Annotated in this window: 24 protein-coding genes and 1 pseudogene; 14 read left to right on the forward strand and 11 right to left on the reverse strand. The window is 45.6% G+C overall.

The features are described from left to right. Nucleotides 1-21: 21 nt before the first annotated feature. A complete protein-coding gene (locus HWX64_RS15270; RefSeq protein WP_175990387.1) occupies nucleotides 22-1,833 on the forward strand; it encodes an IucA/IucC family siderophore biosynthesis protein in 1,812 nt (603 codons plus the stop codon). Between the two features lie 106 nt (nucleotides 1,834-1,939). Next, complete coding sequence (locus HWX64_RS15275) at nucleotides 1,940-3,163, forward strand: aspartate kinase (protein ID WP_175990388.1); 1,224 nt, start codon at nucleotides 1,940-1,942, stop codon at nucleotides 3,161-3,163. A 40-nt stretch (nucleotides 3,164-3,203) separates the two neighbouring features. Here the strand turns inward: HWX64_RS15275 and HWX64_RS15280 are convergent, their stop codons facing one another. Both HWX64_RS15280 and HWX64_RS15285 read right to left on the reverse strand, forming a co-directional pair. Further along, on the reverse strand, nucleotides 3,204-3,956 hold the full coding sequence (locus tag HWX64_RS15280) for a sugar phosphate isomerase/epimerase (protein ID WP_175990389.1): 753 nt from the start codon (nucleotides 3,954-3,956) through the stop codon (nucleotides 3,204-3,206). A gap of 123 nt (nucleotides 3,957-4,079) precedes the next feature. Beyond that, nucleotides 4,080-4,343 carry a hypothetical protein gene (locus HWX64_RS15285; RefSeq protein ID WP_175990390.1) on the reverse strand — a complete coding sequence of 88 codons (264 nt, stop codon included), beginning with the start codon at nucleotides 4,341-4,343 and terminating at the stop codon, nucleotides 4,080-4,082. A gap of 159 nt (nucleotides 4,344-4,502) precedes the next feature. Between HWX64_RS15285 and HWX64_RS15290 the strand changes: the two genes are divergently transcribed. Continuing rightward, complete coding sequence (locus HWX64_RS15290; RefSeq protein ID WP_071620538.1) at nucleotides 4,503-4,658, forward strand: DUF1540 domain-containing protein; 156 nt, start codon at nucleotides 4,503-4,505, stop codon at nucleotides 4,656-4,658. Between the two features lie 371 nt (nucleotides 4,659-5,029). Continuing rightward, entirely contained in the window at nucleotides 5,030-6,046 is a 1,017-nt protein-coding gene (locus HWX64_RS15295) for a nuclease-related domain-containing protein (RefSeq protein ID WP_175990391.1), read from the forward strand. A gap of 8 nt (nucleotides 6,047-6,054) precedes the next feature. Here HWX64_RS15295 and HWX64_RS15300 read toward each other — a convergent pair whose 3' ends face one another. Next, nucleotides 6,055-6,369, reverse strand: a complete 315-nt coding sequence (locus HWX64_RS15300) for a helix-turn-helix domain-containing protein (RefSeq protein ID WP_175990392.1) — start codon at nucleotides 6,367-6,369, stop codon at nucleotides 6,055-6,057. Between the two features lie 158 nt (nucleotides 6,370-6,527). On the opposite strand from HWX64_RS15300, the gene HWX64_RS15305 reads away from it, so the two are divergent. Together HWX64_RS15305 and HWX64_RS15310 are read left to right on the forward strand one after the other, a co-directional pair. Further along, nucleotides 6,528-6,935, forward strand: a complete 408-nt coding sequence (locus tag HWX64_RS15305) for a DoxX family protein (RefSeq protein ID WP_175990393.1) — start codon at nucleotides 6,528-6,530, stop codon at nucleotides 6,933-6,935. A gap of 17 nt (nucleotides 6,936-6,952) precedes the next feature. Continuing rightward, nucleotides 6,953-7,804: a VOC family protein gene (locus HWX64_RS15310; protein ID WP_175990394.1), complete on the forward strand. Its 852-nt coding sequence runs from the start codon at nucleotides 6,953-6,955 to the stop codon at nucleotides 7,802-7,804. Nucleotides 7,805-7,910: 106 nt separating this feature from the next. Here HWX64_RS15310 and HWX64_RS15315 read toward each other — a convergent pair whose 3' ends face one another. Further along, the gene (locus HWX64_RS15315; RefSeq protein WP_169792821.1) at nucleotides 7,911-8,075 is read right to left on the reverse strand and encodes a hypothetical protein; all 165 of its coding nucleotides are present in this window, start codon (nucleotides 8,073-8,075) and stop codon (nucleotides 7,911-7,913) included. 138 nt (nucleotides 8,076-8,213) lie between these two features. Here HWX64_RS15315 and HWX64_RS15320 point away from each other — a divergent pair, with 138 nt between their 5' ends. Continuing rightward, nucleotides 8,214-9,200, forward strand: a complete 987-nt coding sequence (locus HWX64_RS15320; protein ID WP_175990395.1) for an LLM class flavin-dependent oxidoreductase — start codon at nucleotides 8,214-8,216, stop codon at nucleotides 9,198-9,200. Here HWX64_RS15320 and HWX64_RS15325 read toward each other — a convergent pair. The 6 genes from HWX64_RS15325 to HWX64_RS15350 form a co-directional block, all read right to left on the reverse strand. Next, on the reverse strand, nucleotides 9,155-9,727 hold the full coding sequence (locus HWX64_RS15325) for a DUF6944 family repetitive protein (protein ID WP_175990396.1): 573 nt from the start codon (nucleotides 9,725-9,727) through the stop codon (nucleotides 9,155-9,157). The genes HWX64_RS15320 and HWX64_RS15325 overlap by 46 nt on opposite strands. Before the next feature lie 107 nt (nucleotides 9,728-9,834). After that, the gene (locus HWX64_RS15330; protein ID WP_175990397.1) at nucleotides 9,835-11,022 is read right to left on the reverse strand and encodes an FAD-binding oxidoreductase; all 1,188 of its coding nucleotides are present in this window, start codon (nucleotides 11,020-11,022) and stop codon (nucleotides 9,835-9,837) included. Nucleotides 11,023-11,403: 381 nt separating this feature from the next. Continuing rightward, nucleotides 11,404-11,826: an organic hydroperoxide resistance protein gene (locus HWX64_RS15335; RefSeq protein ID WP_175990398.1), complete on the reverse strand. Its 423-nt coding sequence runs from the start codon at nucleotides 11,824-11,826 to the stop codon at nucleotides 11,404-11,406. A gap of 78 nt (nucleotides 11,827-11,904) precedes the next feature. Continuing rightward, a complete protein-coding gene (locus tag HWX64_RS15340) occupies nucleotides 11,905-12,192 on the reverse strand; it encodes a hypothetical protein (RefSeq protein ID WP_175990399.1) in 288 nt (95 codons plus the stop codon). Between the two features lie 141 nt (nucleotides 12,193-12,333). Then, on the reverse strand, nucleotides 12,334-12,870 hold the full coding sequence (locus tag HWX64_RS15345) for a flavodoxin family protein (RefSeq protein WP_175990400.1): 537 nt from the start codon (nucleotides 12,868-12,870) through the stop codon (nucleotides 12,334-12,336). Nucleotides 12,871-13,004: 134 nt separating this feature from the next. Beyond that, nucleotides 13,005-13,460, reverse strand: coding sequence for a hypothetical protein (locus HWX64_RS15350; RefSeq protein ID WP_175990401.1), 456 nt, complete (start codon nucleotides 13,458-13,460; stop codon nucleotides 13,005-13,007). A gap of 92 nt (nucleotides 13,461-13,552) precedes the next feature. Here HWX64_RS15350 and HWX64_RS15355 point away from each other — a divergent pair, with 92 nt between their 5' ends. Together HWX64_RS15355 and HWX64_RS15360 are read left to right on the forward strand one after the other, a co-directional pair. Further along, entirely contained in the window at nucleotides 13,553-15,034 is a 1,482-nt protein-coding gene (locus HWX64_RS15355) for a DEAD/DEAH box helicase (protein ID WP_175990402.1), read from the forward strand. A gap of 412 nt (nucleotides 15,035-15,446) precedes the next feature. Beyond that, nucleotides 15,447-17,027, forward strand: a complete 1,581-nt coding sequence (locus HWX64_RS15360) for a long-chain-fatty-acid--CoA ligase (RefSeq protein WP_175990403.1) — start codon at nucleotides 15,447-15,449, stop codon at nucleotides 17,025-17,027. 49 nt (nucleotides 17,028-17,076) lie between these two features. Here the strand turns inward: HWX64_RS15360 and HWX64_RS15365 are convergent, their stop codons facing one another. Continuing rightward, complete coding sequence (locus HWX64_RS15365) at nucleotides 17,077-17,694, reverse strand: acetate uptake transporter (RefSeq protein WP_175990404.1); 618 nt, start codon at nucleotides 17,692-17,694, stop codon at nucleotides 17,077-17,079. A 440-nt stretch (nucleotides 17,695-18,134) separates the two neighbouring features. Here HWX64_RS15365 and HWX64_RS21980 point away from each other — a divergent pair. The 5 genes and pseudogenes from HWX64_RS21980 to HWX64_RS15390 all read left to right on the forward strand — a co-directional run. Then, nucleotides 18,135-18,305 (forward strand): annotated as a pseudogene (locus HWX64_RS21980) (KGG domain-containing protein); the annotation flags it as partial. A gap of 262 nt (nucleotides 18,306-18,567) precedes the next feature. After that, complete coding sequence (locus HWX64_RS15375) at nucleotides 18,568-18,825, forward strand: KGG domain-containing protein (RefSeq protein ID WP_254871199.1); 258 nt, start codon at nucleotides 18,568-18,570, stop codon at nucleotides 18,823-18,825. A gap of 80 nt (nucleotides 18,826-18,905) precedes the next feature. After that, entirely contained in the window at nucleotides 18,906-19,175 is a 270-nt protein-coding gene (locus HWX64_RS15380; protein ID WP_175990407.1) for a KGG domain-containing protein, read from the forward strand. A 407-nt stretch (nucleotides 19,176-19,582) separates the two neighbouring features. Then, entirely contained in the window at nucleotides 19,583-20,443 is an 861-nt protein-coding gene (locus tag HWX64_RS15385; RefSeq protein WP_175990408.1) for a dimethylarginine dimethylaminohydrolase family protein, read from the forward strand. 170 nt (nucleotides 20,444-20,613) lie between these two features. After that, nucleotides 20,614-21,993: an alkaline phosphatase gene (locus tag HWX64_RS15390; protein ID WP_175990409.1), complete on the forward strand. Its 1,380-nt coding sequence runs from the start codon at nucleotides 20,614-20,616 to the stop codon at nucleotides 21,991-21,993. Nucleotides 21,994-22,013 lie beyond the last annotated feature (20 nt).

Genomic DNA, 22,013 nt, shown 5'->3' on the forward strand with positions numbered 1-22,013 from the left:
CAGACAGAAAGAAGGGATCCCATGCAATTTGCCAGCGAATTACAAAATGTATTAAACAAAGACAACTGGAAAAAGGTCAACCGCAAACTGATTGCAAAAATGTTATCGGAATACATGTATGAAGATATGATTCAGCCTGAGATACTTAGCGAAGATGGTAAGGCGATCACGTATTCTTTGCAGGTTTCACCGGACAAACAGTATCGCTTCCAGGCAGAGAAACGGTTCTTTGACAGCTTTGATGTGAAGTGGGGCACGATTGACATTGCAGCAGGAGAAGAAACGAAGCCGGCAGAGAGTGCCATCGAGCTGCTGGTCGATCTTCAGGGGATCATCCCGATGTCATCCGAGACGATTGGACATCTGATCAAAGAACTGAACGCCACCTTGATTGCAGATGCCCACCTGCTCGAAAAAGATTCGAAATCATCAGACGAGCTTATCCATGTCGACTATGCAGAGCTCGAGGGCTTCATGACCGGCCATCCGTGGATTACATACAACAAGGGCCGCATCGGTTTCGGATACGACGATTATCTCCGTTATGCACCCGAACATGGCAACGAAATCCGTCTTTCCTGGATTGCCGTGGCGAAAAAAATCGCTTCATTCCAATCGGTCGATGGGTTGAAGTATGAAGACCTTCTTGGTTCGGAACTGTCTGAAGCAGAACAAATTTCTTTTGAAACAGTGGTGCAGAATCAAGGCGCCAATCCTGAAGACTATTATTTCATGCCGGTACATGAATGGCAGTGGGAAAATGTCCTGATACAGAACTTCCCGGAAGAGCTTGCCGAAAAATCGATCATCCCTCTAGGGGAAGGAAACGACAGCTACCTTCCTCAGCAGTCGATCCGGACATTCGTGAATAGGACGAACAAAGAGAAGCATCACGTCAAGCTTCCGATGAGCATCCTGAATACGCTCGTATACAGAGGGCTGCCGTCTGAACGGACATTGATTGCCCCGCAGGTGACAGAACTCATCAAAGGGATCGCTGACAACGATTCGTTCCTGAAAGAGGAGTGCCGCGTCATCCTGCCGGGTGAAAACGCCAGCATGAATGTCGATCATCGTTACTATACGGGGGTAAAACAGGCTCCTTATCAATACCTTGAGATGCTCGGGACGATCTGGAGGGAAAGCATCTATACGTATCTAGATGAAGGTGAACAAGCCATCACGCTTGCAGCGCTTTTATATGAAGATCATGACAATAAACCATATGTGCAGAGTTTGATTGAAGACTCCGGGCTTCAGGCGGACGAATGGATGAAGACATTTTTCAAGGTGGTCATGGAGCCGCTGCTTCACTACTTGTATCAGTATGGGACAGTGTTTTCGCCGCACGGTCAGAACACCATCGTCGTACTGAAGAATTCCGTTCCGCACCGGTTAGCGATCAAAGACTTTGTCGATGATGTCAACATTTCAGATCAGGACTTCCCTGAACTGCGTGGTTTATCGAAAGAATTCAAAGAGGTGCTGAGAAGCGAGCCGCCGGAAGGATTGACTCAATTCATCTTCACCGGCTTGTTCATCTGCCATCTGCGCTACCTGAGCAACATTCTCGTGAACCATGAACTTATGGAGGAAGAGACATTCTGGGGTATGCTCGCACAGTCCATTCAGGATTATCAGGACCGATTCCCTGAGCTGAAGGAGCGTTTCCAACTGTTTGACTTCTTCAAGCCGCAGCTGACGAAGCTTTGCCTGAACCGCAACCGCATGGTGGATTACGGATATTCAGACGGCGATGACCGCCCGCATGCTTCAGAATTCGGCAAGGTGAATAATGCGCTTGCGTTATTCCAGGTGAAAGAAACAGTTTAACAAAACTCACTCACCGGAAGCCTGACGCAGACGAAGGCGTCGGATTCGGATATTAGGGAGATTAAAACGGATCAGGACCAGATCCTCAAGAAAGCAGGTTTAGCATATGAGTATAATCGTACAAAAATTCGGAGGGACCTCTGTCAGTTCTGCTTCACATATCAAACGGATGGCTTCAAGGGTGATAGAGGAAAAAAACAGGGGAAATGATGTCGTCGTGGTCGTTTCAGCCATGGGGGACACCACGGATACCCTGACAAAGCTTGCAAGCGAAGTGACCACACAGCCGGAAAAAAGAGAAATGGACATGCTCCTCTCAACAGGGGAGCAGGTGACGATCGCCCTCCTTGCCATGGCCCTTCAGGAAAAAGGATCGGACTCGATTTCTTTCACCGGCGGGCAGGCAGGCATCCATACAGATTCAGTCCACGGTAATGCCAAAATCAAAACGATTGATGGGGAGCCGATTTTAAGAGAGCTCGATGCCGGAAAAATCGTCGTGGTGGCTGGTTTTCAAGGTATAACCGAAGAAGGGTATATTTCTACATTGGGAAGAGGGGGCTCCGATACTACAGCAGCGGCACTCGCAGCCCAGCTTGGGGCAGAACGCTGTGATATCTATACGGACGTCGATGGTGTGTACACTTCAGACCCCCGATATATCAAGAAAGCTGCCAAAATTTCATCCCTCACGTACGATGATATGCTGAACCTGGCAGCAAGAGGAGCGGGTGTCCTGCATCCAAGGTCTGTTAAACACGCGAAAAAGCATGGAATCCCGATGGTGGTGCGTTCCAGCCTGACGAAAGAGAGGGGAACATTCATCAATCACTCCTCCCGACGCTCAGACAGGTACCCAGTCATCGGAATCGTCTTTCAAGGCGAAAGGACAAGCATCACCCTCAGTGGATTGGAGGGCGGCAGCGAAGTTCAGTCAGCAATCAGATCGGCCCTTTCAACCCGGAACATCGAGTGTGATTTTTTCAAAGATCAACCGGAAAGCGAACTGACACTGCTCGTTCAACACAATGATGTGAAAGAATCGCTGGAGCTACTTTCAGAAGAGCTCAAGTTTCCTCGGTTCACTACACAGGGCGATTTGGCAAAAGTAGCGGTCATCGGAAGCAACATCCGCACCCATCCTGTCATCCAGGGAAAAGCCGCCCAAGTGCTGGCTGCTGAACACATTGAATTCAAGCTCATCGAGGACTTGCCTGGAAGCGTCACCGCTGCCGTACCACAACATGATATGCACCGGGCCGCCGGGATTCTGCATACTGCTTTTGGACTGGATGTCCATGAAATGAGAAAGGTTGTCGCGGTTCAATGATAAAAGGAACTTCCTGCCGGGAAGTTCCTTTCGTCGTTTATCATCTCTTTTTCTTTAAATACTCCAAGCTTCTTTGGACACTTTCAAGTGGAGAAGTACTGCACTCATCCTGCTCGACGATCCACCAATCTATGCCGCCTCCATTCCCGGACTCGAGCACAGATTCCAGATCTACCCCGCCAGTTCCGAGTTCCGCAAAAAAGCGTTCGCCATCCGTGGTCATGTCTTTGAGGTGAACAAGAGGGGAGCGGTCCCCGTAGCGCTCCAGCCATTTATCAGGTCTTTCCCCTGCAAAGGTCAACCAGTAAATATCAAATTCAGCTTTGACCCAATCGGGGTTTGTTTCACTCAGGATGGTCTCTAATGCCGTGCGTCCATTACTCAACGTTTTTAACTCAAAATCATGATTGTGATAACAAAGAGAGATGCCTTCACTCGCACATTTTTCTCCGATATCATTCAAATCATCAATCAACCGGAAATAATCCTTTTCCGTTCTTTCTTCAGGCTGAAGATACGGGCACACCACAAAGCTCGAGCCTAATTCCTTTTGATCATCAATGACTTTAGCGGCATCCGCTCTTAATTCAGAAAGCGCGATATGACTTGAAGCTGCTTCCAGCCCGAGATCATCGAGCACCCGTTTTAGTTCTTTCGCCGTTAAATCGCCGTAACCTGCCAGCTCGACCCCTTCGTAGCCAAACTGGGCGACTTTTTCTAAAGTACCTGTAAAATCGTTCTCGGCTTCGTTCCGAAGAGTATACATCTGCAGCGCAATAGGAATTTGCTTCATTTTATGTAACCTGCCTTTCTTACCTCTTTTAATAAGATTTCTGAAGGAAAGGCAGAAATCCTTTAATAAATTTAAAAAAACTACCCAAAGCGGTTGATTGCAACCAGCTTGGGCAGGCTTTTTTTATTTAACGGCAGGTGCTTTAATTTTCAAACACGCAAGCTTCTTTTCATTTCGAAAAACAGTGTAATGAGCAGCTGCAATTTTTTCTTCCACATAATCCAGTGAAAATGTACCAGAAGGATCGGCCAGACTCCCGATCGCCCTCGACAAATGGTCGACGACATGCTTCAGATTAACCTTATTTCCGAGCTCGCTGTCGGCATTCATCTCATCCATGATCTCAAACGCAAGATTCTGCACATGATACAAACGTCTCTGCTCCAAACGTGAATACCCCCTTGTCATATTCGTATCTTTTCTGATTATATGGCGGGAAAGGGATGGTTATGATAGCGAACATTGGGGTATAGGTTTTTTAACACCTCAAGGTATGAACAGATGTAAAAAAGTGAACTCTAATGATAACTGAGGAGGTGAAGAAACATGGCACAAGATGTACTATGTGAAGTAAGCAACTGCAAATACAACAAAGAAGGCAAAAAATGCTCAGCCGACCAAATCTTCGTCGTGAGCCACAAGGGGAACAAAGCACATAACAGCGAAGAAACCGATTGTAAGACATTTGAACCTGGTATGTAATTGATGCGATTACTGAAATAAGGAACTCATTTTGAATGAAGTTCCGGCAGGCAACCATTGGCGTGGTTGTCTTGTTTTTAGATAGTATTGATAATGATTGTCATTCTTATTCGTGGGTTGGGTGATTTTGTTAGGATTTGAGGAAAGGGCATGGCAGGAAGTGTCGATTTAGTGTCGGTTTTGACGGGAAATCGGAGGTTCGCCCTTAAAATTATAATAGCGCCCTTATATTCAATAGTTCGCCCTTAAATGAAAATAGCGCCCATATAACTACTCCGGAAGCATTAATTTGTAATTTCTTACTAAAATTAAAGGGTTTCACACCTATTTGAAGAATAAATAATTTAGATATTTCAGATTGGAGTGATGAAATGATTATACAAGACCGCGAAATACCTAGAATTATACTGAAGTTGCAAGCTTTACTCAGAAGACTTCCTCTAAATCATCCAAAAATCCAAGTGCTAGTAGACGAACTTAACCGAAGGTCAGCTGGCTACAAAGGAGAAGAAGCACTCGATTATCCACTCAGTCTCCTCGATCCTAAAGATTATCTGATTTTCCACGGCCTTCGCCTACAAATAAACAATAACTTCTTTCAAATCGATACTTTGGTAATATCCAAACATTATATTCTCTTCATCGAAGTGAAAAACTTAGCTGGCAGTATCTACTTTGACCCTGTTTTCAGTCAGTTAATTCAGATGAAAGATGATCAGAAATTAGCTTTCCCAGATCCTCAAATCCAACAACAAAGACAAGAAATGCAATTTAAAAAATGGCTAGAGCAAAATGGCTTTTCACCTATCCCTATTCTAAGCCTGGTAGTAATAAGTAATGATAAAACAATTATTAATACTTCTGCCAATAATAACAACCTTAACTCCAAAGTTTTACACCGCTATCTTCTCCCTATGCAAATCCACAAATATGAAGAATCCCACCCATATGAAAATTACAATGACAAAGAAATTAAAAAATTGATTCGATTGTTAAAGAAAAAACATGTGATGGCAGACCATTCAATTTTAGAAAGATTTAATCTCTCTCCAAGAGAAATCAGACAAGGGGTAATATGTGAGACGTGTAATCATAGTCCACTTGTCAGAGAACACGGTTCCTGGTTCTGTATTAAATGCAAAAATAAAAATACAAATGGACATATCCAAGCGTTAATTGATTACCAGTTGCTAATTAACTCGACAATCACAAATGTAGAAGCAAGAAGATTTCTTAATATTGAATCAAGATACGTTGCCAAAAGACTTTTAAAATCCCTCAACCTCCCTACAACCGGCACCAAAAAAGCCACCACCTACGACCTCACCCACCTCACCAAACAAAATCCCCAGACAAAACCAATCAAAAAACCCGCCACAAATAAGTGACGAGTCCATCATTCCTTCTCAATCCATTCCTGGGACCATTTTTCAATATTTTTCATCAGCGGTTCCAATGAATATCCTTTTTCAGTAAGGGAGTATTCAATTCTCACCGGGGTTTCCGGATAGACTTTCCGTTCGACGATGCCTTCTTCTTCAAGGTCCTTGAGGCGTTCAGATAAGAGTCTTCCGCTTATGCCGATACCGTCCTTGATGGTGCAGTTCCGCTGCGGGCCGGAAAGCAGTTGATAGATGATGAGGGCGGTCCATCGCTGGCTCAGGATGCTGATCGCTTTTTCGAACCGCGGGCAAATTTCAGATGTATTCACCATTACCACTCCTTTGTTCATACTCTTAGTATACCATACTTACTAATAAACTATAAATTAGTTACTTGACAAAATTTAGTTACTAAAATAATATTAGTTACATAAAGTAACTTACTAACTTTATTATATTATATTCAAAAAGAAAGGAAGAAGCAAAAATGAATACTCAACAAATAGGGGCACTGATTTTAAGGATTGCTTTAGGTTTGACGTTTTTCATTCACGGTCTTGTGAAGTTTCAAGGAGGCATCGAAAATACGGCGGGGTTCTTCGAGACATTGGGACTTCCCGGGTTTGCCGCATATGTGGTTGCGCTGATTGAATTGATCGGCGGAGTCGCGATGATTCTCGGATTCGGCACTAGAGTGACGGCAGTTCTTTTTGCCATTATTATGATAGGTGCAATCGCTAAAGTGAAGCTAGCGGGAGGCTTCTTAGGGAATGGTCAAGGTGCGGGTTATGAACTCGACTTTGCACTTCTTGCAATGTCCGTATATTTCATCCTTGATAAACCGGCGTCTTTTTCATTGGATTCCAAGCTTTTTCAAACGAATGTCAGTCAATAATGAAAGGAGTTTATAAAATGAACTTTCACCAATATCCACATACACATGTAAGTGAAGTAACCATAAAGGTAGAAAACCTCCAACGTTCACTGAATTTTTATCAGGAGGTCATAGGGTTCAAAGTATTGGATCAATCACAAAATAAAGCATCCTTGACTGCTGATGGTCAAACACCGCTGCTTACAATAGAACAGCCGGAAAATGTCATCCCAAATCAGCGGGGAACGACAGGCCTGTACCATTTTGCAATATTATTACCGGAAAGAGCGGACCTGGGAAGAATTTTACAGCATTTTGCTCAATTGAATATTCCTTTGGGTTCATCCGATCACCTGGTGAGTGAAGCACTTTACTTGAATGACCCTGATGGAAATGGAATAGAGGTCTATTGGGATAAACCTTCATCCGATTGGACGTGGAAGGGAGGACAGGTGGAAATGGCAGTCGATCCGATTGATGCCAGGGCCATTTTAGCTGAAGGAGAAGGGGAGCCATGGACAGGGCTGCCCCCGCAAACACTGATGGGGCATATTCATCTGCATGCTGCAGACCTCGATGAAACAGCCGATTTCTATACAAAAGGGCTGGGATTTGAAGTCGTGTCGTCCTTGGGGAATCAGGCTCTGTTCCTGTCCACTGGCCGCTACCATCATCATATTGGACTGAATACATGGAACGGTACCGGTGCGCCGAAACCTGCGGAAAACAGCGTTGGCCTGCAGTCATTCAATGTTCATTTTCCGAGTCAGGATGAGAGGGAGGCAGCCGCATCACGCTTGAAAACACTCGGATATCAAGTGGAAACCGGCCAGGACGGCAGTCTCTCTACAGAAGACCCTTCAGGCAATAAGATGTACTTAATGGTGTAAGCTGAAAAGTTTCATGAATTGGTCTGATACTGGAAAAAACGAGACGGTATCTAACGGGTAAAATGAAAAGCCGCCCCCATCACCAAGGGCGGCTTTCGACCATTCTTCATCCTTCGCTTGGATCGACCTCATCATAAACAAGCCGGGTCACCATCGTGGCTTCCCCATTTTTCACTTCCTCTTCCGTAGCGTCTTCGCCGAAGGATTGTTCTTCATCATAAGTGGGCGCGACATTGTTTTCTTTTGAAAGGTTCGGGGTTCTTTTTCTCATGGTCATTCCTCCTGTTGTCTGTTTGTTGTTTAGTGTGATGAGAAACTTGCAAAGTATACCAGTCAGGCAGAACTTTTTAAAAAGAAGCGGAGTTGGTGGGATACTATACATATCAATAGCTTTTTTGGAGGGAACAACATGAAATTGAGTGTGCTTGATCAATCAGTCATCACAAAAGGGCAGGACGCGGGGGCGGCATTCGAAGAGACGGTGAGGCTTGCCAAGTTCACTGAGGAACTGGGCTATACCAGGTTCTGGGTAGCGGAGCATCACAATACGAACGGCATGGCAGGTTCAGCGCCGCAAGTGCTGATTTCGCATCTTGCTTCTATGACAAACCGCATGAAAATTGGATCCGGCGGGGTGCTGCTCCCTCAGTACAGCCCCTATAAAATTGCAGAGGATTTCAAGGTGCTCCAGACCCTCTTCCCGGGAAGGATTGATCTTGGGATCGGGCGTTCACCCGGCGGTTCTTATGAGACACGCCTGGCACTGACGGATGGCTTGAAAAAAAGCATGAATGAGTTTCCCGGGCAGGTGGAAAGGCTTCAGCATTTCCTTCATGGGGAGCCGGGAGTCAAGGCTTATCCTTATGTAGATACACCGCCGGATATATGGATTCTCGGGATCACCCATCGGGGCGCAAGGGTTGCTGCCGAGAATGGTACGGCTTTTACTTATGGCCACTTTATCAATCCTTCGAACGGGAAGAAGGCGCTTGACTACTATCACGATCAATTCCGGCCTTCTGCTGGTTTAAAATCCCCGCTCACCAATGTCTGCATATTCGTCGTCTGTGCGCCGACCCAGGAAGAAGCTGAACAAATCGCAAAAAGTCAGGATATTTGGTTATTGGAAGTGGAAAGGGGAATTGATACCCGCATTCCGTCGAAGGAAGAAGCGGAAAGCCGGATATTTACCTCCAGGGAGATGGAGAAAGTAAGAGAAAATCGCAAACGTGCGATTGTGGGAACTCCTGAAAAAGTGAAAAAGGAGCTATATTTGCTTAATGAAATCTATGGGACCGATGAATTCATGATTATCACGAATGTATCTGATTTTGAAGACAAATTGAGATCTTATGAATTGCTTGCAGGTGTACTGCTGGATGAAGAGGAGGATTGATTTTGAACCAAAGCGGACAGGATCGATCCGACAGCCTGGGTCCAGCTTCCGATTACATTCAAGTCCCCGCTGTCTTCGTTGTTTAGTTCGAGGATACCTGAAATGGCCTGTAACGAGTTGCCGATTACCTGCAGGGCATTTCCATAGATCGAAAGCAATTCATCCAGCGTCCGTTCTTCATCAAGGGAATCAGCAACAGCGGCAGCCCCGCCTAATGCCTGAAGGAGATTTCCTTTGATATCGAGTTCCTGCTTCGTCACTTCATTAAAGTCAATCATCAGGCCGGACATGACGGTCAGGTTTCCTATGGCTTGAATTTGGTTGCCGATCTTCGTCAAGCTGCCTGGATCGTTGATGACATCAGCTTCAAGGGCATTGCCTGTAGCCTGGAGTTCATTTCCGACAATGTCGATGTTTTGGAGGGACTCCTCCGGCACAGACTTGATGGGCGTATTTCCTATCGCGGAAAGAACTGTCCCTATCGCTTGAATCCATGCTCCAAATGTGGCTTTAAACTCACTTCCCATGTAAATCGCCTACTCTTTGAGTTCTACGATAGTGTATACAAAAGTGTCGGGGATGGTTAATCCGTAAAAATAAAAAGGCAGAAGACGGGAAGGTCTTCTGCCTTTTATTATCTGGCAAGCTTTACGATTTCTGCATCCTGATTCGGACGGTTTAGTATCAGATCCCTTAATATGCGGGAGCCGAGCATGCTGTACACCGTGCCGTTCCCGCCGTAGCCGAGTAAATAGTAGATCCTGTCTTTATCGGGATGCCTTCCGATATACGGAAGGTGATCGAGGGATTCACCGAAACTTGCACCCCAGGCATATTCCATTTCAACATTTAAATCGGGAAACATCTTCTGCACTTCTTTTTCAATCCTTTTTCCTTGTTTCTTGATTTTTTCCATGCTTTGCGGGGCTTCCGCCGGGTCTTCATCGAGGCCGCCGGCAATGATCCGGTTATCCACGGTGGTGCGCAGATACAAATAAGGTCTGTCCGTCTCCCAGATAAGTGCCCGTTCATGCCACTGTGACAAATCATCGACTGGCTTGGTGGCGATGGCATAGGACCGATTGATTTCGGTCCCGATGTTTTCGCCGAGCGGCGGGGTTTCATAACCGGTCGAGTGCACGACGTGAGAAGCGGTCAATGTCCCCTTGTTCGTTTCGATGATGACCTTTTCGCCGTCTTCCTTTACTTCAATCGCTTCTCTTCCTTCGAAGGCTGTCGTGTTATGTTCCTTCAAATATTCGAAGATTCCATTCACAAACCGGAACGGATTTACTTCCGCGTCCCCATGGGTGATCAGTGCACCGGATTTGGAGAACGGCAGATGTTCCTTCATATCTTTTTTGGACCAGTATTCCACCGGGAAACCGTGCTCCTTCAAAGTTTTATATTCTTTCTTCAGCTTTGGCAGGTGCAGCGGAGAGCTTGCATAATAGATGCTCTTCCTGCGGGTGAATTCCGGTGAGACAGGCAGGGTCATAGCCACTTCTTCCAAGTGGCCGACGGCTTCCTGACATAACTTATAAAATCGGACCGCCTGCTCTTCACCGATTTCGTCGATCAATTCATGGAGCATGATATCATTTGAAAATTGCAGAAGCCCGGTGTTAGCAGAAGAACTGCCGGAAGCAAGCTGCCTTTTTTCAATGATGGCCACTTTCAACCCTTCACGGGAAAGCACATAGGCACAGAGCGCCCCGGACATGCCTCCGCCGATGATCGCGACATCGTAATGAGTATCGAACTCTTTTTCTGTATCATTATAAGTGGTCGGCCAAAATAATTTTCCATTATGTAATTCCATTTTCTTTATCCCCTAACTGTCAGCTTCTTTGTGAGTATTTGATTCCCTCTTAAAAAGGGATTGAAACGTGTCCGACATAAAAAAAAGAAGCTGGAACAAAACTAAAATGAGCTTTAATCACCGCTATTGATTTCCGTGCAAGACTTCGCTTTCCGCGGGTAGCCCGTGAGCCTCCTCGTCACATGCGTTCCTGCGGGGTCTCACATTAGCTACTCTTCCCGCAGGAGTCTTCGGCTTGCACTCCAATCAACCGCTAGGAATAGCTAACATTTAACACGTACATTCAAATTAATAACCCGAACTAAATTGACTTCTAGCAGGCAATTTAGTTCGGGTTTTACTTCTACTAAAACACTTTTGTCTCAGCCTACTGCCACAGTCTTAATGAGTGGATGTATTCAGTTTGACCTCAATGTTATCCCTTGTCGCTTTTGAATAAGGGCAGACACCATGCGCTTTTTCCACAAGTTGTTTCGCTTCATCCAATTCTACGCCGCCGACTGAAACCGAGAGGACGACTGAGAGCTTGAATCCTCCGTCTGTATCTTTTCCGATCGAAACTTCTGCAGTGACTTCGGAGTCAATCTTCTTTTTCTCCTGTCCGGCAACGAGGTTCAAAGCGCTGTCAAAACAGGCTGAGTATCCTGCTGCAAAGAGCTGCTCAGGGTTTGTCGCCCCTTCACCCCCGCTGCCCCCGAGGGATTTTGGCATGGCCAGGTCAAATTCCAATACCCCGTCGCTGCTTTTTACCTTTCCCTGCCGGCCTCCGTTAGCGGTTGCTTTTGCTGTGTATAATGGTTCCATCCTGATCACTCCCATTTAAAATTTGAACACTCTTACTTTTTACTATTGAGGTTTGGGCTAAACCTGCCAATGTGCTCCTCATTCCACGATTTCCCGCTGTTTCCGGCAGGCGAGGACGGTGGTCTTTAACGAAGCATAATTTCCGATTGCTGCATATCCGTAAAAGAAGCCCATGAAGATCCCGACCACGAGATGGCCCCTATGGCTGATGAAAATGGAAATGAGAAGTCCGAGGATGACCGCGATAATGGGGACCAGGAAGGCCGGGGGTTTCAGAGTCAGCTTGATGACCTGTGTGATGAGTATGATGATGGGGATGGCGATGATCGCATCCCAGATGTTTGTATGGATGGTTGGTAAATTCATGTTGTGCCTCCGGATGGTTGGTATAGTCATAATGTTTCCAACTGGAGGCTGAATAAACAAAAAAGGACGACCCTGGGGATCATCCTTCACTGCAATTGTGTTCAGCTTTATCAAATATCAGGGCTGAACCGGAATGTTTCTTTATCTGAACAGTGCATTCCAGCGCTCCGCCTTTTCAAGCGCGGCAAGGTCGGCCGACACTTCACCCGGACGTACACCGGCACCGATCATATAATCTGCAAATTCCATATTCACGAATTCAAAGATGTAATTGAACTGCTGAACAAGAGGAAGCCCTTTAATACGGGCACTCGGTCCGCCGCTGATGACGACATAGGCTTTTTTCCTGGTCAGCTCTTCTTTCAGATTAAATCGTTCATCACGTAAGTATTGACTCCAGCGGTCGAAGAAGTTTTTCATCGGCCCGCTCATCCCGTACCAGTAGAGCGGAGTGGCAAACAGTAGGACGTCGTGTTCCTGGATCAATTCTACGAGTTCTTCATAATCATCTTCGACAGGTGCGAATCCTTCTTCTGTATGTCTCATATCCACGATCGGCTTGATATCCAAATCTGCAAGCGACACAATCGTATGGTCGGTTCCCTCGACGATTTTTTTGGCAAGGTATTCGGAGTTTCCGTCTTTTCTCGTACTCCCGAGCAGCGCTAATACTTTCATCTGAAACTCTCCTTCTCTTTTAATTGGGCAGTTATCCCCAGTATATTCACACATGGGCAAACAGGGGAATGGACCTTGTTGCCCCGCAGGTTGTCCCTCATTGATGTGACGGGATATTTTCTAGAAAAAATTATTTATCGGATCTTAAATCCTTCTTCCCTCAAATACAAAGCGGCTTCATCATAGCCGCCGAAGCTGTCTTCCAGATTTTCACCGGCGTAAATATTCCAGCGGTCATCTTCTTCCACGAGGAGAAGGGTATGGCCATCGGAATCCTTCCACGTTTGTTCGACAGCAGGCTCGTTTTCTTCCTCTTCTGATAAGTATGAGATAGAAGCGGTGATGATTTCGCGGAGCTCCTCTTCGGCAAAATCACGAATGTTCACGAGCCCTTTTGCATTGGCATCATATTGGGGAAGGTTCCCCGTATAGACAAATCCGTTTCCGTTCGGATGCAGGTGGTAGACAACGATGGTTTTATCATAAAGACTGTCTTCAAAGTGAAAGTTCACCCGATTTAACGACACATCTTTTCTTGTGAGCTTATCGAATGTTTCAATGATGTCCAGTTTCTCCTGGAAGGTCAGCATGTCAATTCCTCATTTCTATTTCAACGATTTTTTCATTATAGCACAGTCCCCTATTTTTAAAGAAAGGATAGGGGTATAATGAGGGGAAAGAGGTGACCATATTGAAAGATTTCACATCCTTAGGTTTGCAGCCTAAGTTCGCAGATGCATTAAAAGAACAATCCATTACAGAACCAACTCCGATCCAGGTCGAAACGATACCTGTTTTATTAAATGGCGAAGATGTTATTGGACAAGCACAGACCGGCACGGGAAAAACAATGGCCTTCCTGCTGCCGATGCTTGCAAAGATCGATAAAGAAAAAGAAAGTATCCAATCCCTAATCGTCACCCCGACAAGGGAACTGGCGATCCAGGTGACGGCTGAACTCAACCAGCTGCTGGCTGCATCAAAAGAAGACATCAATGTGCTGGCGGTCTACGGCGGTCAGGACGTCGAGAAACAGATCAAGCGTTTGACAAATAAGGCGGTCCACATCGTCATCGGGACCCCGGGCCGGATCCTTGATCACGTGCGCCGCGGAACGATCGATTTTTCGGAAGTATCGTTTCTTGTCCTTGATGAAGCGGATCAAATGCTTCACATCGGATTTTTCGATGAGGTCGAGGCGATCATTCGCGAGACCCCTTACACGAGACAGACCGCCTTGTTCTCGGCGACGATGTCAAAGGACATCCGGAAAATCGGGAAGCGCTATATGAACAACCCGCACAATGTGCATATCCGTGAAAAAGAGAAGATCGTCGAGGAAATCCAGCAGGAGGTCGTCGAAACGACCGACCGTCAGAAACTTGATGCCCTCAGTCAAACAATCCACGACGTCCATCCGTTTCTCGGCATCATTTTCTGCCGGACGAAAAGGCGGGTAAGCAAATTGCACATGGACCTGAAGGCAAGGGGGTTCCTTGTCGATGAACTTCACGGCGATCTTTCCCAGGCGAAAAGGGAAGCCGTCATGAAAAAGTTCCGCGATGCCAAAATCCAACTATTGATCGCCACGGATGTGGCGGCCCGCGGTCTTGACGTTGAAGGCGTCACGCACGTCTTCAACTACGATATCCCGGAGGATGTGGAAAGTTATATCCACCGGATCGGGCGGACGGGACGTGCCGGAAATGACGGACTCGCCATCACGTTTGTGGCATTGAAGGATAAGCAGGCACTCGAAGTGATTGAAAAAGGAATCGAGCGGTCGCTGCCTAGGCGTGAGGTGGAATTGGCCACGACTGTTGAAAAAAGTCCATCTCGAGTCAAAGGGAACAATGAGAGTGCCAAAGAAAGAAGAGAGAAAAACATTCAGGCAAGCCGGGAACGCAGTGCAAAAGGCGGACGGGGCAGACGTGCATCCGGGAAATCTGGAGGCAGAAACGATTCGAGCGGCCACTCAACTTCAAAATCTGACAGCAGGAGTTCAGATGGCAGAAGGTCATCAGACAGAGGTTCATCCGGCGGACCAGCTGGAAGAGGTTCTTCATCCGCGGGCAGAAGGAGCGGCGGTGGAAGTTCGGGCAGATCCGGAGGACTAAACAGCAGCTCCGGTTCGGGTCCAGGCGGCAGAAGAGGCCGTTCTTAAATCAGGAAAAAGCATGGCTGTGTGAATGGTGCGCAGTCATGCTTTTTCAGTTGTTTATTTTACAGAATTTGCTAAATGGATGAATTATTGGAGTAACTCGGTGATTATGGAGTGAAACTCGAAGATATCAGCTAAAACTCGATGATTTCCACCAAAACTCGATGATTATGCATAAAAACTGAAAGATTAACCAATTAATTTCCAATTCCAAATGCCATAAGCCTTCATCTAGATGTACTACCACCTGGATAAGGGCTCCTCTAAGCAAGTCCCCTCCAATTTTCACCCTGTTCAGAGCCATTTTTAATTCTATTTATCAGAAAATTAAAACAACTAGCTTGATATCTCTCACACATTCCCTTTAAAATATAGTAAACGCTTTATTAATTTGGAAAGGGGATGGAATGACAGCATGCATGTACCTTTAGTGTTAACGGACTTTCTTGATCGCGCGGTGGAGCAATACGGGGAGAAAACCGCAATCATCGATGATGAAAAAAGACTTACATATAAACAGCTGAATGCCCGTGTAAACCAGTTATCCCGGGGGCTGCAGGAGCTTGGCATCGAAAAAGGGGACAAAGTCGCCTACCTCGCGCCGAACACGACGGAGATGCTCGAAGGGTTTTACGGGGTATACGGAGTGGGCGGAGTGATGACCCCTCTGAATACACGCCTCAAGCCTGCGGATTATCAATTCATTCTGACCCATAGTGAAAGTAAGGCATTGTTTGTGGATGAAGAATTGTATCCGCTCGTTCAACCGATTTTGTCAAAAGTATCAAACCTGAAACACGTGATCATCCACGGCGGTTCTCAGGATGATTACCCTGGATATGACGATTGGAGGGGCCAGTTCAGCCCTGAAGAATTTGACAGGGTGCCGCTTGATGAAACGGATATCGCTTCCCTGCTGTACACGAGCGGGACGACCGGTGATCCGAAGGGAGTCCTCCTCACGCACAGGTCCAATTATCTTCACGCCCTGTCCAGTATGCACCACCTGAAGGTCTCGGACCAGGACACGCTGCTCCACGTACTCCCGATGTTCCACGTAAGTGGCTGGGGATCACCTTTCTATTACACGGCAAACGGTGCCACTCAAGTGATGCTGAGGAAGGTCGACCCTAAGCTCATCTTGGAAAAAGTGAAGAGGCACGGTGTATCAGTCATGCATATGGCCCCGACCGTCCTGAATATGATCCTTGAACAATATGAATCTGAAAAGCCGGCAATCGATCAGCCGCTGAGGGTCGTCATCGCAGGATCGGCACCTCCTCCGGCTTTTGTGAGAAAAGTGGAAGAGGACCTGAAGTGGGAATTCATCCAGGTGTACGGAATGACGGAGATTTCCCCGCTCATCACGACTTCTGCGATCCGTTCCTTGGAACAGGAAAAAACCAATGAAGAGAAGTACAGGTTAAAGGCTAAAGCGGGATACAGCATGATCGGCGCCAAGGTCAAGGTCGTAGATGAGTTAGGGAACGAGGTCCCTCATGACGGGAAGGCAATTGGAGAAATCGTCACAAGGACGAACACGGTCATGGAGGGCTATTATAAAAATCCGGAAGCGACGAATGCAGCGATTCGGGGCGGCTGGCTGCATACAGGGGATATGGCGGTCGTCGACGGGGACGGCTATATCGAAATTGTCGACCGCATGAAAGACGTCATCATCAGCGGCGGGGAAAATATCTCCTCGATCGAAGTGGAGGGGGCGCTTTATGAACATCCTGGCATCTTGGAAGCAGCGGTGGTTGCCATTCCCCATGAGCGTTGGGGAGAGGTGCCGCACGCGGTGGTCGTCCTCCGCGATGGCCACAAATTGACAGAAGAAGAACTCATCTCTTTCTGCAGGGAAAAATTAGCCCACTTCAAAACCCCAAAGGGCATTACATTTGCTGGAGAGCTTCCGAAAACCGCCTCCGGAAAAATTCAAAAAGTCGTCATCCGGAAAGAATTCTGGAAGGATCATGACCGGATGGTTCATTAAGAAGACAAGAAAAAGACGTGTGGGCCCACACGTCTTTTTTTCTATTATCCTATTTAATAATGCCGAATGGTTTCCCTACCGGAAGCGTCACTTTTCCAAAATGAGCATTCAGTACGCTCGCTGCAGATCCATAGAAACTGAAAATCGAAATCAGGAGTTCTGATATGGCGGCAAGTTGGTGCATCGCGTGAGGCATGATCCCCAATGTAGAAAGTGAAAGACCGATGAATAAGAAATCGATCAGCACGAAAATGATAAACAATACCTTATGGGTCTCCATGGCCCCGATGGTCATAAATAAGCTGAAAATAAGGTAACCGATGAAAGCAATTCCTAATTGCTCAGTACCGACGGCTGCTGCCGCTTCCTTGCCGAATACACCGAACTGAATCAGCCAGGACGTTCCGACACCAAGCCAGAACAGCCCGAACGCACCAAAGGCTGTCGTCCCGAATGTATTGTTGTGTTTGGCATCTTGGATACAGGCGAAAAGCTGAGCGAATCCGCCGAGAAAGATTGCCCAGGGCAAGACAAAAGATACCCCGTCGGTCCAGCCGAGTTTGGCAGATGAAGCCACAAGCGTGACCATTGCCAGTCCGAATAACCCCAGAGCAGAAGGGTCCGCTGCTGTTAGTTGAACTCGTTGAGTTGTTTGTGATTGATTCATGATGATTCCTCCTAAAAAAACATACCTGACTACATTACAGAAATAATCAGCCCAGCACAATAGAAAGAAAGTATGTAAGCATAACTTTCACAAAAAATTTTTTTGGAAGGAGGTACGCCTTATCAGGGGTTGGATGTTTTTCCTTAAAATTTCAACGCGTTATGATGTTTATCTTTCCAATAAGATGGTAAACAAGCAAATGTAACATCAAAAAATCAAAGGAGGATTCTTACCATATGGCATTCCGTTTTAAAAGAAAAGACAAGCCATAGAGCAGCTGAAAAGGAAGCACATGAGAATTCTACTTAGGTTTTTAAAAAGTCATTGGAAACGTCATTTCTGGAAAAGAGTCATTGGTCATCAAGCTAATCACACTTAAAAGGAGAGGAAACAAAATGGCAAACAACAATAACCGAAACAACAATAATAGCAATGGAAACATGAGCCGCGAGGAAAGAGGCCGAAAAGGCGGAGAAGCAACCTCCCGCAACCATGACAAGGAATTCTATCAGGAAATCGGAGAAAAAGGCGGGGAAGCCACTGCGAGCAACCATGATAAAGAATTCTACCAGGAGATCGGTGAGAAAGGCGGCAGGAATTCCAGCAACTCAGGAAATTCAAACCAATCAAGAAGCAATAACTCAGGGTCCAACAGCTCTAACTCAGGATCCAACAGCTCTAACTCAGGATCCAATAACTCAAATAACAGCTAATCGTTAAAGAACTTGGAACTTAATCAGACTACTGTCATTGGAAACGTCATTTCCGAATAGGTCATTGGAGAATATACCAGATATAAAAAGGAGCGGAAACAACATGGCAAACAATAATAACAACAACAATAACAATAACAGTAATAATAACAATGGAAACATGAGCCGCGAGGAAAGAGGCCGTAAAGGCGGAGAAGCAACTGCACGCAACCATGACAAGGAATTCTATCAGGAAATCGGAGAAAAAGGCGGGGAAGCCACTGCGAGCAACCATGATAAAGAATTCTACCAGGAGATCGGTGAGAAAGGCGGCAGGAATTCCAGCAACTCAGGAAATTCAAACCAATCAAGAAGCAATAACTCAAACTCTGGGTCCAACAGCTCTAACTCAGGATCCAACAGCTCAAACAACAGTTAATCCATAAGCTTGTCATTGAAACGTCATTTCCGAATACGTCATTGGAGAATATACCAGACATAAAAAGGAGCGGAAACAACATGGCAAACAATAATAACAACAATAACAACAATAATAGCAAAAACAACAATAAAATGAGTTATGAAGAAGCGGGACGCAAAGGCGGAGAGGCTACATCCCGTAATCATGATAAAGAGTTCTATCAGGAGATCGGAGAAAAAGGCGGAGAAGCCACCTCAAATAATCACGATAAAGAATTCTACCAGGATATCGGAGAAAAAGGCGGCAGAAACTCAAATTCAGGCGGCTCCAACCGTTCAAATAACAACTCAAATAATAACAACAATTAATTTAATCGTAACAAATAAAAGGGATCCTTTGCAAAGGGTCCCTTTTTTGATCGTCTGTTAGAAGCTTTCGTGCAAGAGTATACGGTGATGGAGATTGGATTTTCGTTCACAATCCTCCAGTTATCAACAATTTCACAAGGTTATCAACGAAAAAAATCGATTATCAACGAAAACTCTAATTTATCAACCATTTTATGGATATATCAACATTTTTCTCACAGTTATCAACAATTCTCATAAAATCCGCCAGAAACACCTTGCTTCCTTTATACTAAAACCTTTTCACCCAAAATCCAACTCTATCTTTTTTACAGCAAACCTTCCTGAAAAATACTTTCCAAGGTTTTATCTCAAACCAAACAGGGAATAATCCATCCGTAAACGAAATTATCAGGAGGTAAGACCCTATGAACCTGTCAAAAAAAGCAGTCCAGGACAAGGATGTGTATTGTCCTTCTGAATATGGAAAATTGAAAAAGGTATTGGTGGTTTCACCTCAGAATATGAGAATCACCGAAGTAATCAACGAGACTCAAAAACATTACTTGGAAGATAATATCAAAATAGATAAAGCCATCAGGCAGCACGAGGAGTTTGTAAGAATCCTTGAGGAAAACGGAGCCGAAGTGGACCATCTTGAGCCAATGAAAGAATTGAATGAGCAGGTATTCACCAGGGATATTGGATTCTGCATTGGGGAAGAATTCATCGTTTCCTCCATGAATACCAGCTTGAGAGAGGGAGAAGTGAAGGTCCTTCTTCAATGGCTGGAAGAGAACAAGATTCCCCACTCCCATTTGGCAGCTCACTCCATTGAAGGCGGAGATGTACTCGTAGATGGGAAAAATGTATGGGTTGGAATCAGCGGTCGGACCAATCGTCTTGCGATTCAATCCTTGAAAAAGCTGCTGCCGGAATATACCGTCCATGCTCTTCCTTTAAGAAGCGATATCCTTCACTTGGATTGTGTCTTTACGATCATTTCGGAAGAAGCTGCACTCGTATATCCGCCGGCCTTTTCAAATAAAGATCTGGAAAAAATCAAAGAGCACTACAATATCATTGAAGTCAGTGAGAGGGAACAGTTCCAGATGGGACCGAATGTACTGGCCATCGGGGATAAAAAGATCATCAGTCTCACTCAGAACAAATTATTGAATGATAGAATCAGGGAGAAAGGCTTTACAGTGATCGAAAACGACTTCTCTGAGATCATTAAATCAGGCGGATCCTTCAGATGCTGCACCCTGCCTGTAATAAGAGAATAACATATGGCCCGTCCTGCAATGCTTTAAAGCACTGCGGGACGGGCCTTTGATTTTGTTTGAATGAAGCGCTGGTTTACAAACCTTTTACACGATTGTATTTTCCTTGAAAAAGGTTCTTCATAATTCTCTACTATTCTAGTAACTGTATTCATAACTTAGGAGGTAGGGAAATGAAAAAGTCTATGAAAAAAATCCTGCCATTGGCAGTTGTATCGTCATTAGCAATTGGCAGTGTCATTGGAATGAATCAGGAAAACCCGGAAGTGAAAGCGCAAGACTCTAAAAATGGCAAAGCCAAGAACGTCATCTTCATGATTGGCGACGGCATGGGTGTTCCTTATACAACAGCTCTTCGTTATATGAATGACAATCCGGAAACACCGGAATTCGAGAAAACAGCCTTTGATCCTTATCTTGTCGGTCTGCAATCGACTTATCCGGAAGATGAACATGAAAACGTTACTGACTCAGCAGCCGCAGCGACTGCGATGAGCGGCGGAGTGAAGACGTATAACAATGCGGTAGCTGTTGAAAATGATAAATCCAGAGTGAAAACAGTATTGGAGCAGGCGAAGGAAAACGATATGTCTACAGGTATTGTATCAACGTCTCAAATCACGCACGCCACCCCTGCTTCATACGGTGCGCATGATGAACACCGTGATAATGAAAATGAAATTGCCAATGATTATTTTGATGAAATGATCAAAGGTGAACATAAGATCGACGTCATGCTTGGCGGGGGGACGGACTTCTTCGAACGTGAAGACCGCAACCTTACGGAAGAATTCAAGAAAGATGGTTACAGCTATGTGAAGACAGCTGAAGAATTGAAGAATGACGATAACAAACAGATCCTCGGACTTTTTGCCGAGGAAGGAATGGACAAGATGATCGACCGCGATGAGAAACAGCCGAGCCTTGCCGATATGACTACATCTGCACTTGATCGTCTGAAAACAGACAAAGACGGGTTCTTCTTGATGGTGGAAGGAAGCCAGATCGACTGGGCTGGTCATGACAATGATGCGGTCGCGGCCATGAGTGAAATGAGAGATTTTGAAAAAGCATTTGAAGAAGTGCGTGATTTCGCGAAAGAAAATGGAGAAACATTGGTAGTCGTTACAGCTGACCACTCCACAGGCGGGTTCTCAATCGGTTCAGATGGTGAGTATAACTGGAATCCTGATGTGATTGATGCAGCAAAGCGCACGCCTGACTTCATGGCAGAAGAAATCGCGAATGGCGCTCCTGTGGAAGACACAATGTCACAATATGTTGATCTGGAACTGACAAGTGAAGAAATAGCTTCGGTAAAAGAAGCGGCAGCAACAAAGGACAAAGTGGAAATCGACAATGCGATTGAAAAGATCTTCGACAAGCGTTCTGGTACAGGCTGGACGACGGACGGACATACAGGGGACGATGTTCCTGTCTATGCATTCGGTCCCCAGAAAGAAAAATTCTCAGGGATGATCGACAATACGAATCAAGCACAGCTAATCTTCGAGATCTTAAAGAATAAAGGTAAAATCCAAGAAGATAAATAGTAGTGAAAAAGCCACGCGGA

Origin of the sequence: Bacillus sp. Marseille-Q1617, from assembly GCF_903645295.1 — a bacterium.
In the GTDB taxonomy this organism is placed as follows: Bacteria; Bacillota; Bacilli; order Bacillales; family Bacillaceae_B; genus Rossellomorea.

What these genes read in the sequence shown, in the direction of transcription:
- HWX64_RS15380 (WP_175990407.1), top strand. Translation starts at nt 18,906, where the DNA reads ATGGCAAACAATAATAACAACAATAACAACAATAATAGCAAAAACAAC.
- HWX64_RS15275 (WP_175990388.1), top strand. Translation starts at nt 1,940, where the DNA reads ATGAGTATAATCGTACAAAAATTCGGAGGGACCTCTGTCAGTTCTGCT.
- HWX64_RS15335 (WP_175990398.1), bottom strand. Translation starts at nt 11,826, where the DNA reads ATGGAACCATTATACACAGCAAAAGCAACCGCTAACGGAGGCCGGCAG.
- HWX64_RS15360 (WP_175990403.1), top strand. Translation starts at nt 15,447, where the DNA reads ATGCATGTACCTTTAGTGTTAACGGACTTTCTTGATCGCGCGGTGGAG.
- HWX64_RS15385 (WP_175990408.1), top strand. Translation starts at nt 19,583, where the DNA reads ATGAACCTGTCAAAAAAAGCAGTCCAGGACAAGGATGTGTATTGTCCT.
- HWX64_RS15320 (WP_175990395.1), top strand. Translation starts at nt 8,214, where the DNA reads ATGAAATTGAGTGTGCTTGATCAATCAGTCATCACAAAAGGGCAGGAC.
- HWX64_RS15325 (WP_175990396.1), bottom strand. Translation starts at nt 9,727, where the DNA reads ATGGGAAGTGAGTTTAAAGCCACATTTGGAGCATGGATTCAAGCGATA.
- HWX64_RS15375 (WP_254871199.1), top strand. Translation starts at nt 18,568, where the DNA reads ATGAGCCGCGAGGAAAGAGGCCGTAAAGGCGGAGAAGCAACTGCACGC.
- HWX64_RS15280 (WP_175990389.1), bottom strand. Translation starts at nt 3,956, where the DNA reads ATGAAGCAAATTCCTATTGCGCTGCAGATGTATACTCTTCGGAACGAA.
- HWX64_RS15390 (WP_175990409.1), top strand. Translation starts at nt 20,614, where the DNA reads ATGAAAAAGTCTATGAAAAAAATCCTGCCATTGGCAGTTGTATCGTCA.
- HWX64_RS15350 (WP_175990401.1), bottom strand. Translation starts at nt 13,460, where the DNA reads ATGCTGACCTTCCAGGAGAAACTGGACATCATTGAAACATTCGATAAG.
- HWX64_RS15295 (WP_175990391.1), top strand. Translation starts at nt 5,030, where the DNA reads ATGATTATACAAGACCGCGAAATACCTAGAATTATACTGAAGTTGCAA.
- HWX64_RS15330 (WP_175990397.1), bottom strand. Translation starts at nt 11,022, where the DNA reads ATGGAATTACATAATGGAAAATTATTTTGGCCGACCACTTATAATGAT.
- HWX64_RS15365 (WP_175990404.1), bottom strand. Translation starts at nt 17,694, where the DNA reads ATGAATCAATCACAAACAACTCAACGAGTTCAACTAACAGCAGCGGAC.
- HWX64_RS15340 (WP_175990399.1), bottom strand. Translation starts at nt 12,192, where the DNA reads ATGAATTTACCAACCATCCATACAAACATCTGGGATGCGATCATCGCC.
- HWX64_RS15290 (WP_071620538.1), top strand. Translation starts at nt 4,503, where the DNA reads ATGGCACAAGATGTACTATGTGAAGTAAGCAACTGCAAATACAACAAA.
- HWX64_RS15315 (WP_169792821.1), bottom strand. Translation starts at nt 8,075, where the DNA reads ATGAGAAAAAGAACCCCGAACCTTTCAAAAGAAAACAATGTCGCGCCC.
- HWX64_RS15305 (WP_175990393.1), top strand. Translation starts at nt 6,528, where the DNA reads ATGAATACTCAACAAATAGGGGCACTGATTTTAAGGATTGCTTTAGGT.
- HWX64_RS15345 (WP_175990400.1), bottom strand. Translation starts at nt 12,870, where the DNA reads ATGAAAGTATTAGCGCTGCTCGGGAGTACGAGAAAAGACGGAAACTCC.
- HWX64_RS15270 (WP_175990387.1), top strand. Translation starts at nt 22, where the DNA reads ATGCAATTTGCCAGCGAATTACAAAATGTATTAAACAAAGACAACTGG.
- HWX64_RS15310 (WP_175990394.1), top strand. Translation starts at nt 6,953, where the DNA reads ATGAACTTTCACCAATATCCACATACACATGTAAGTGAAGTAACCATA.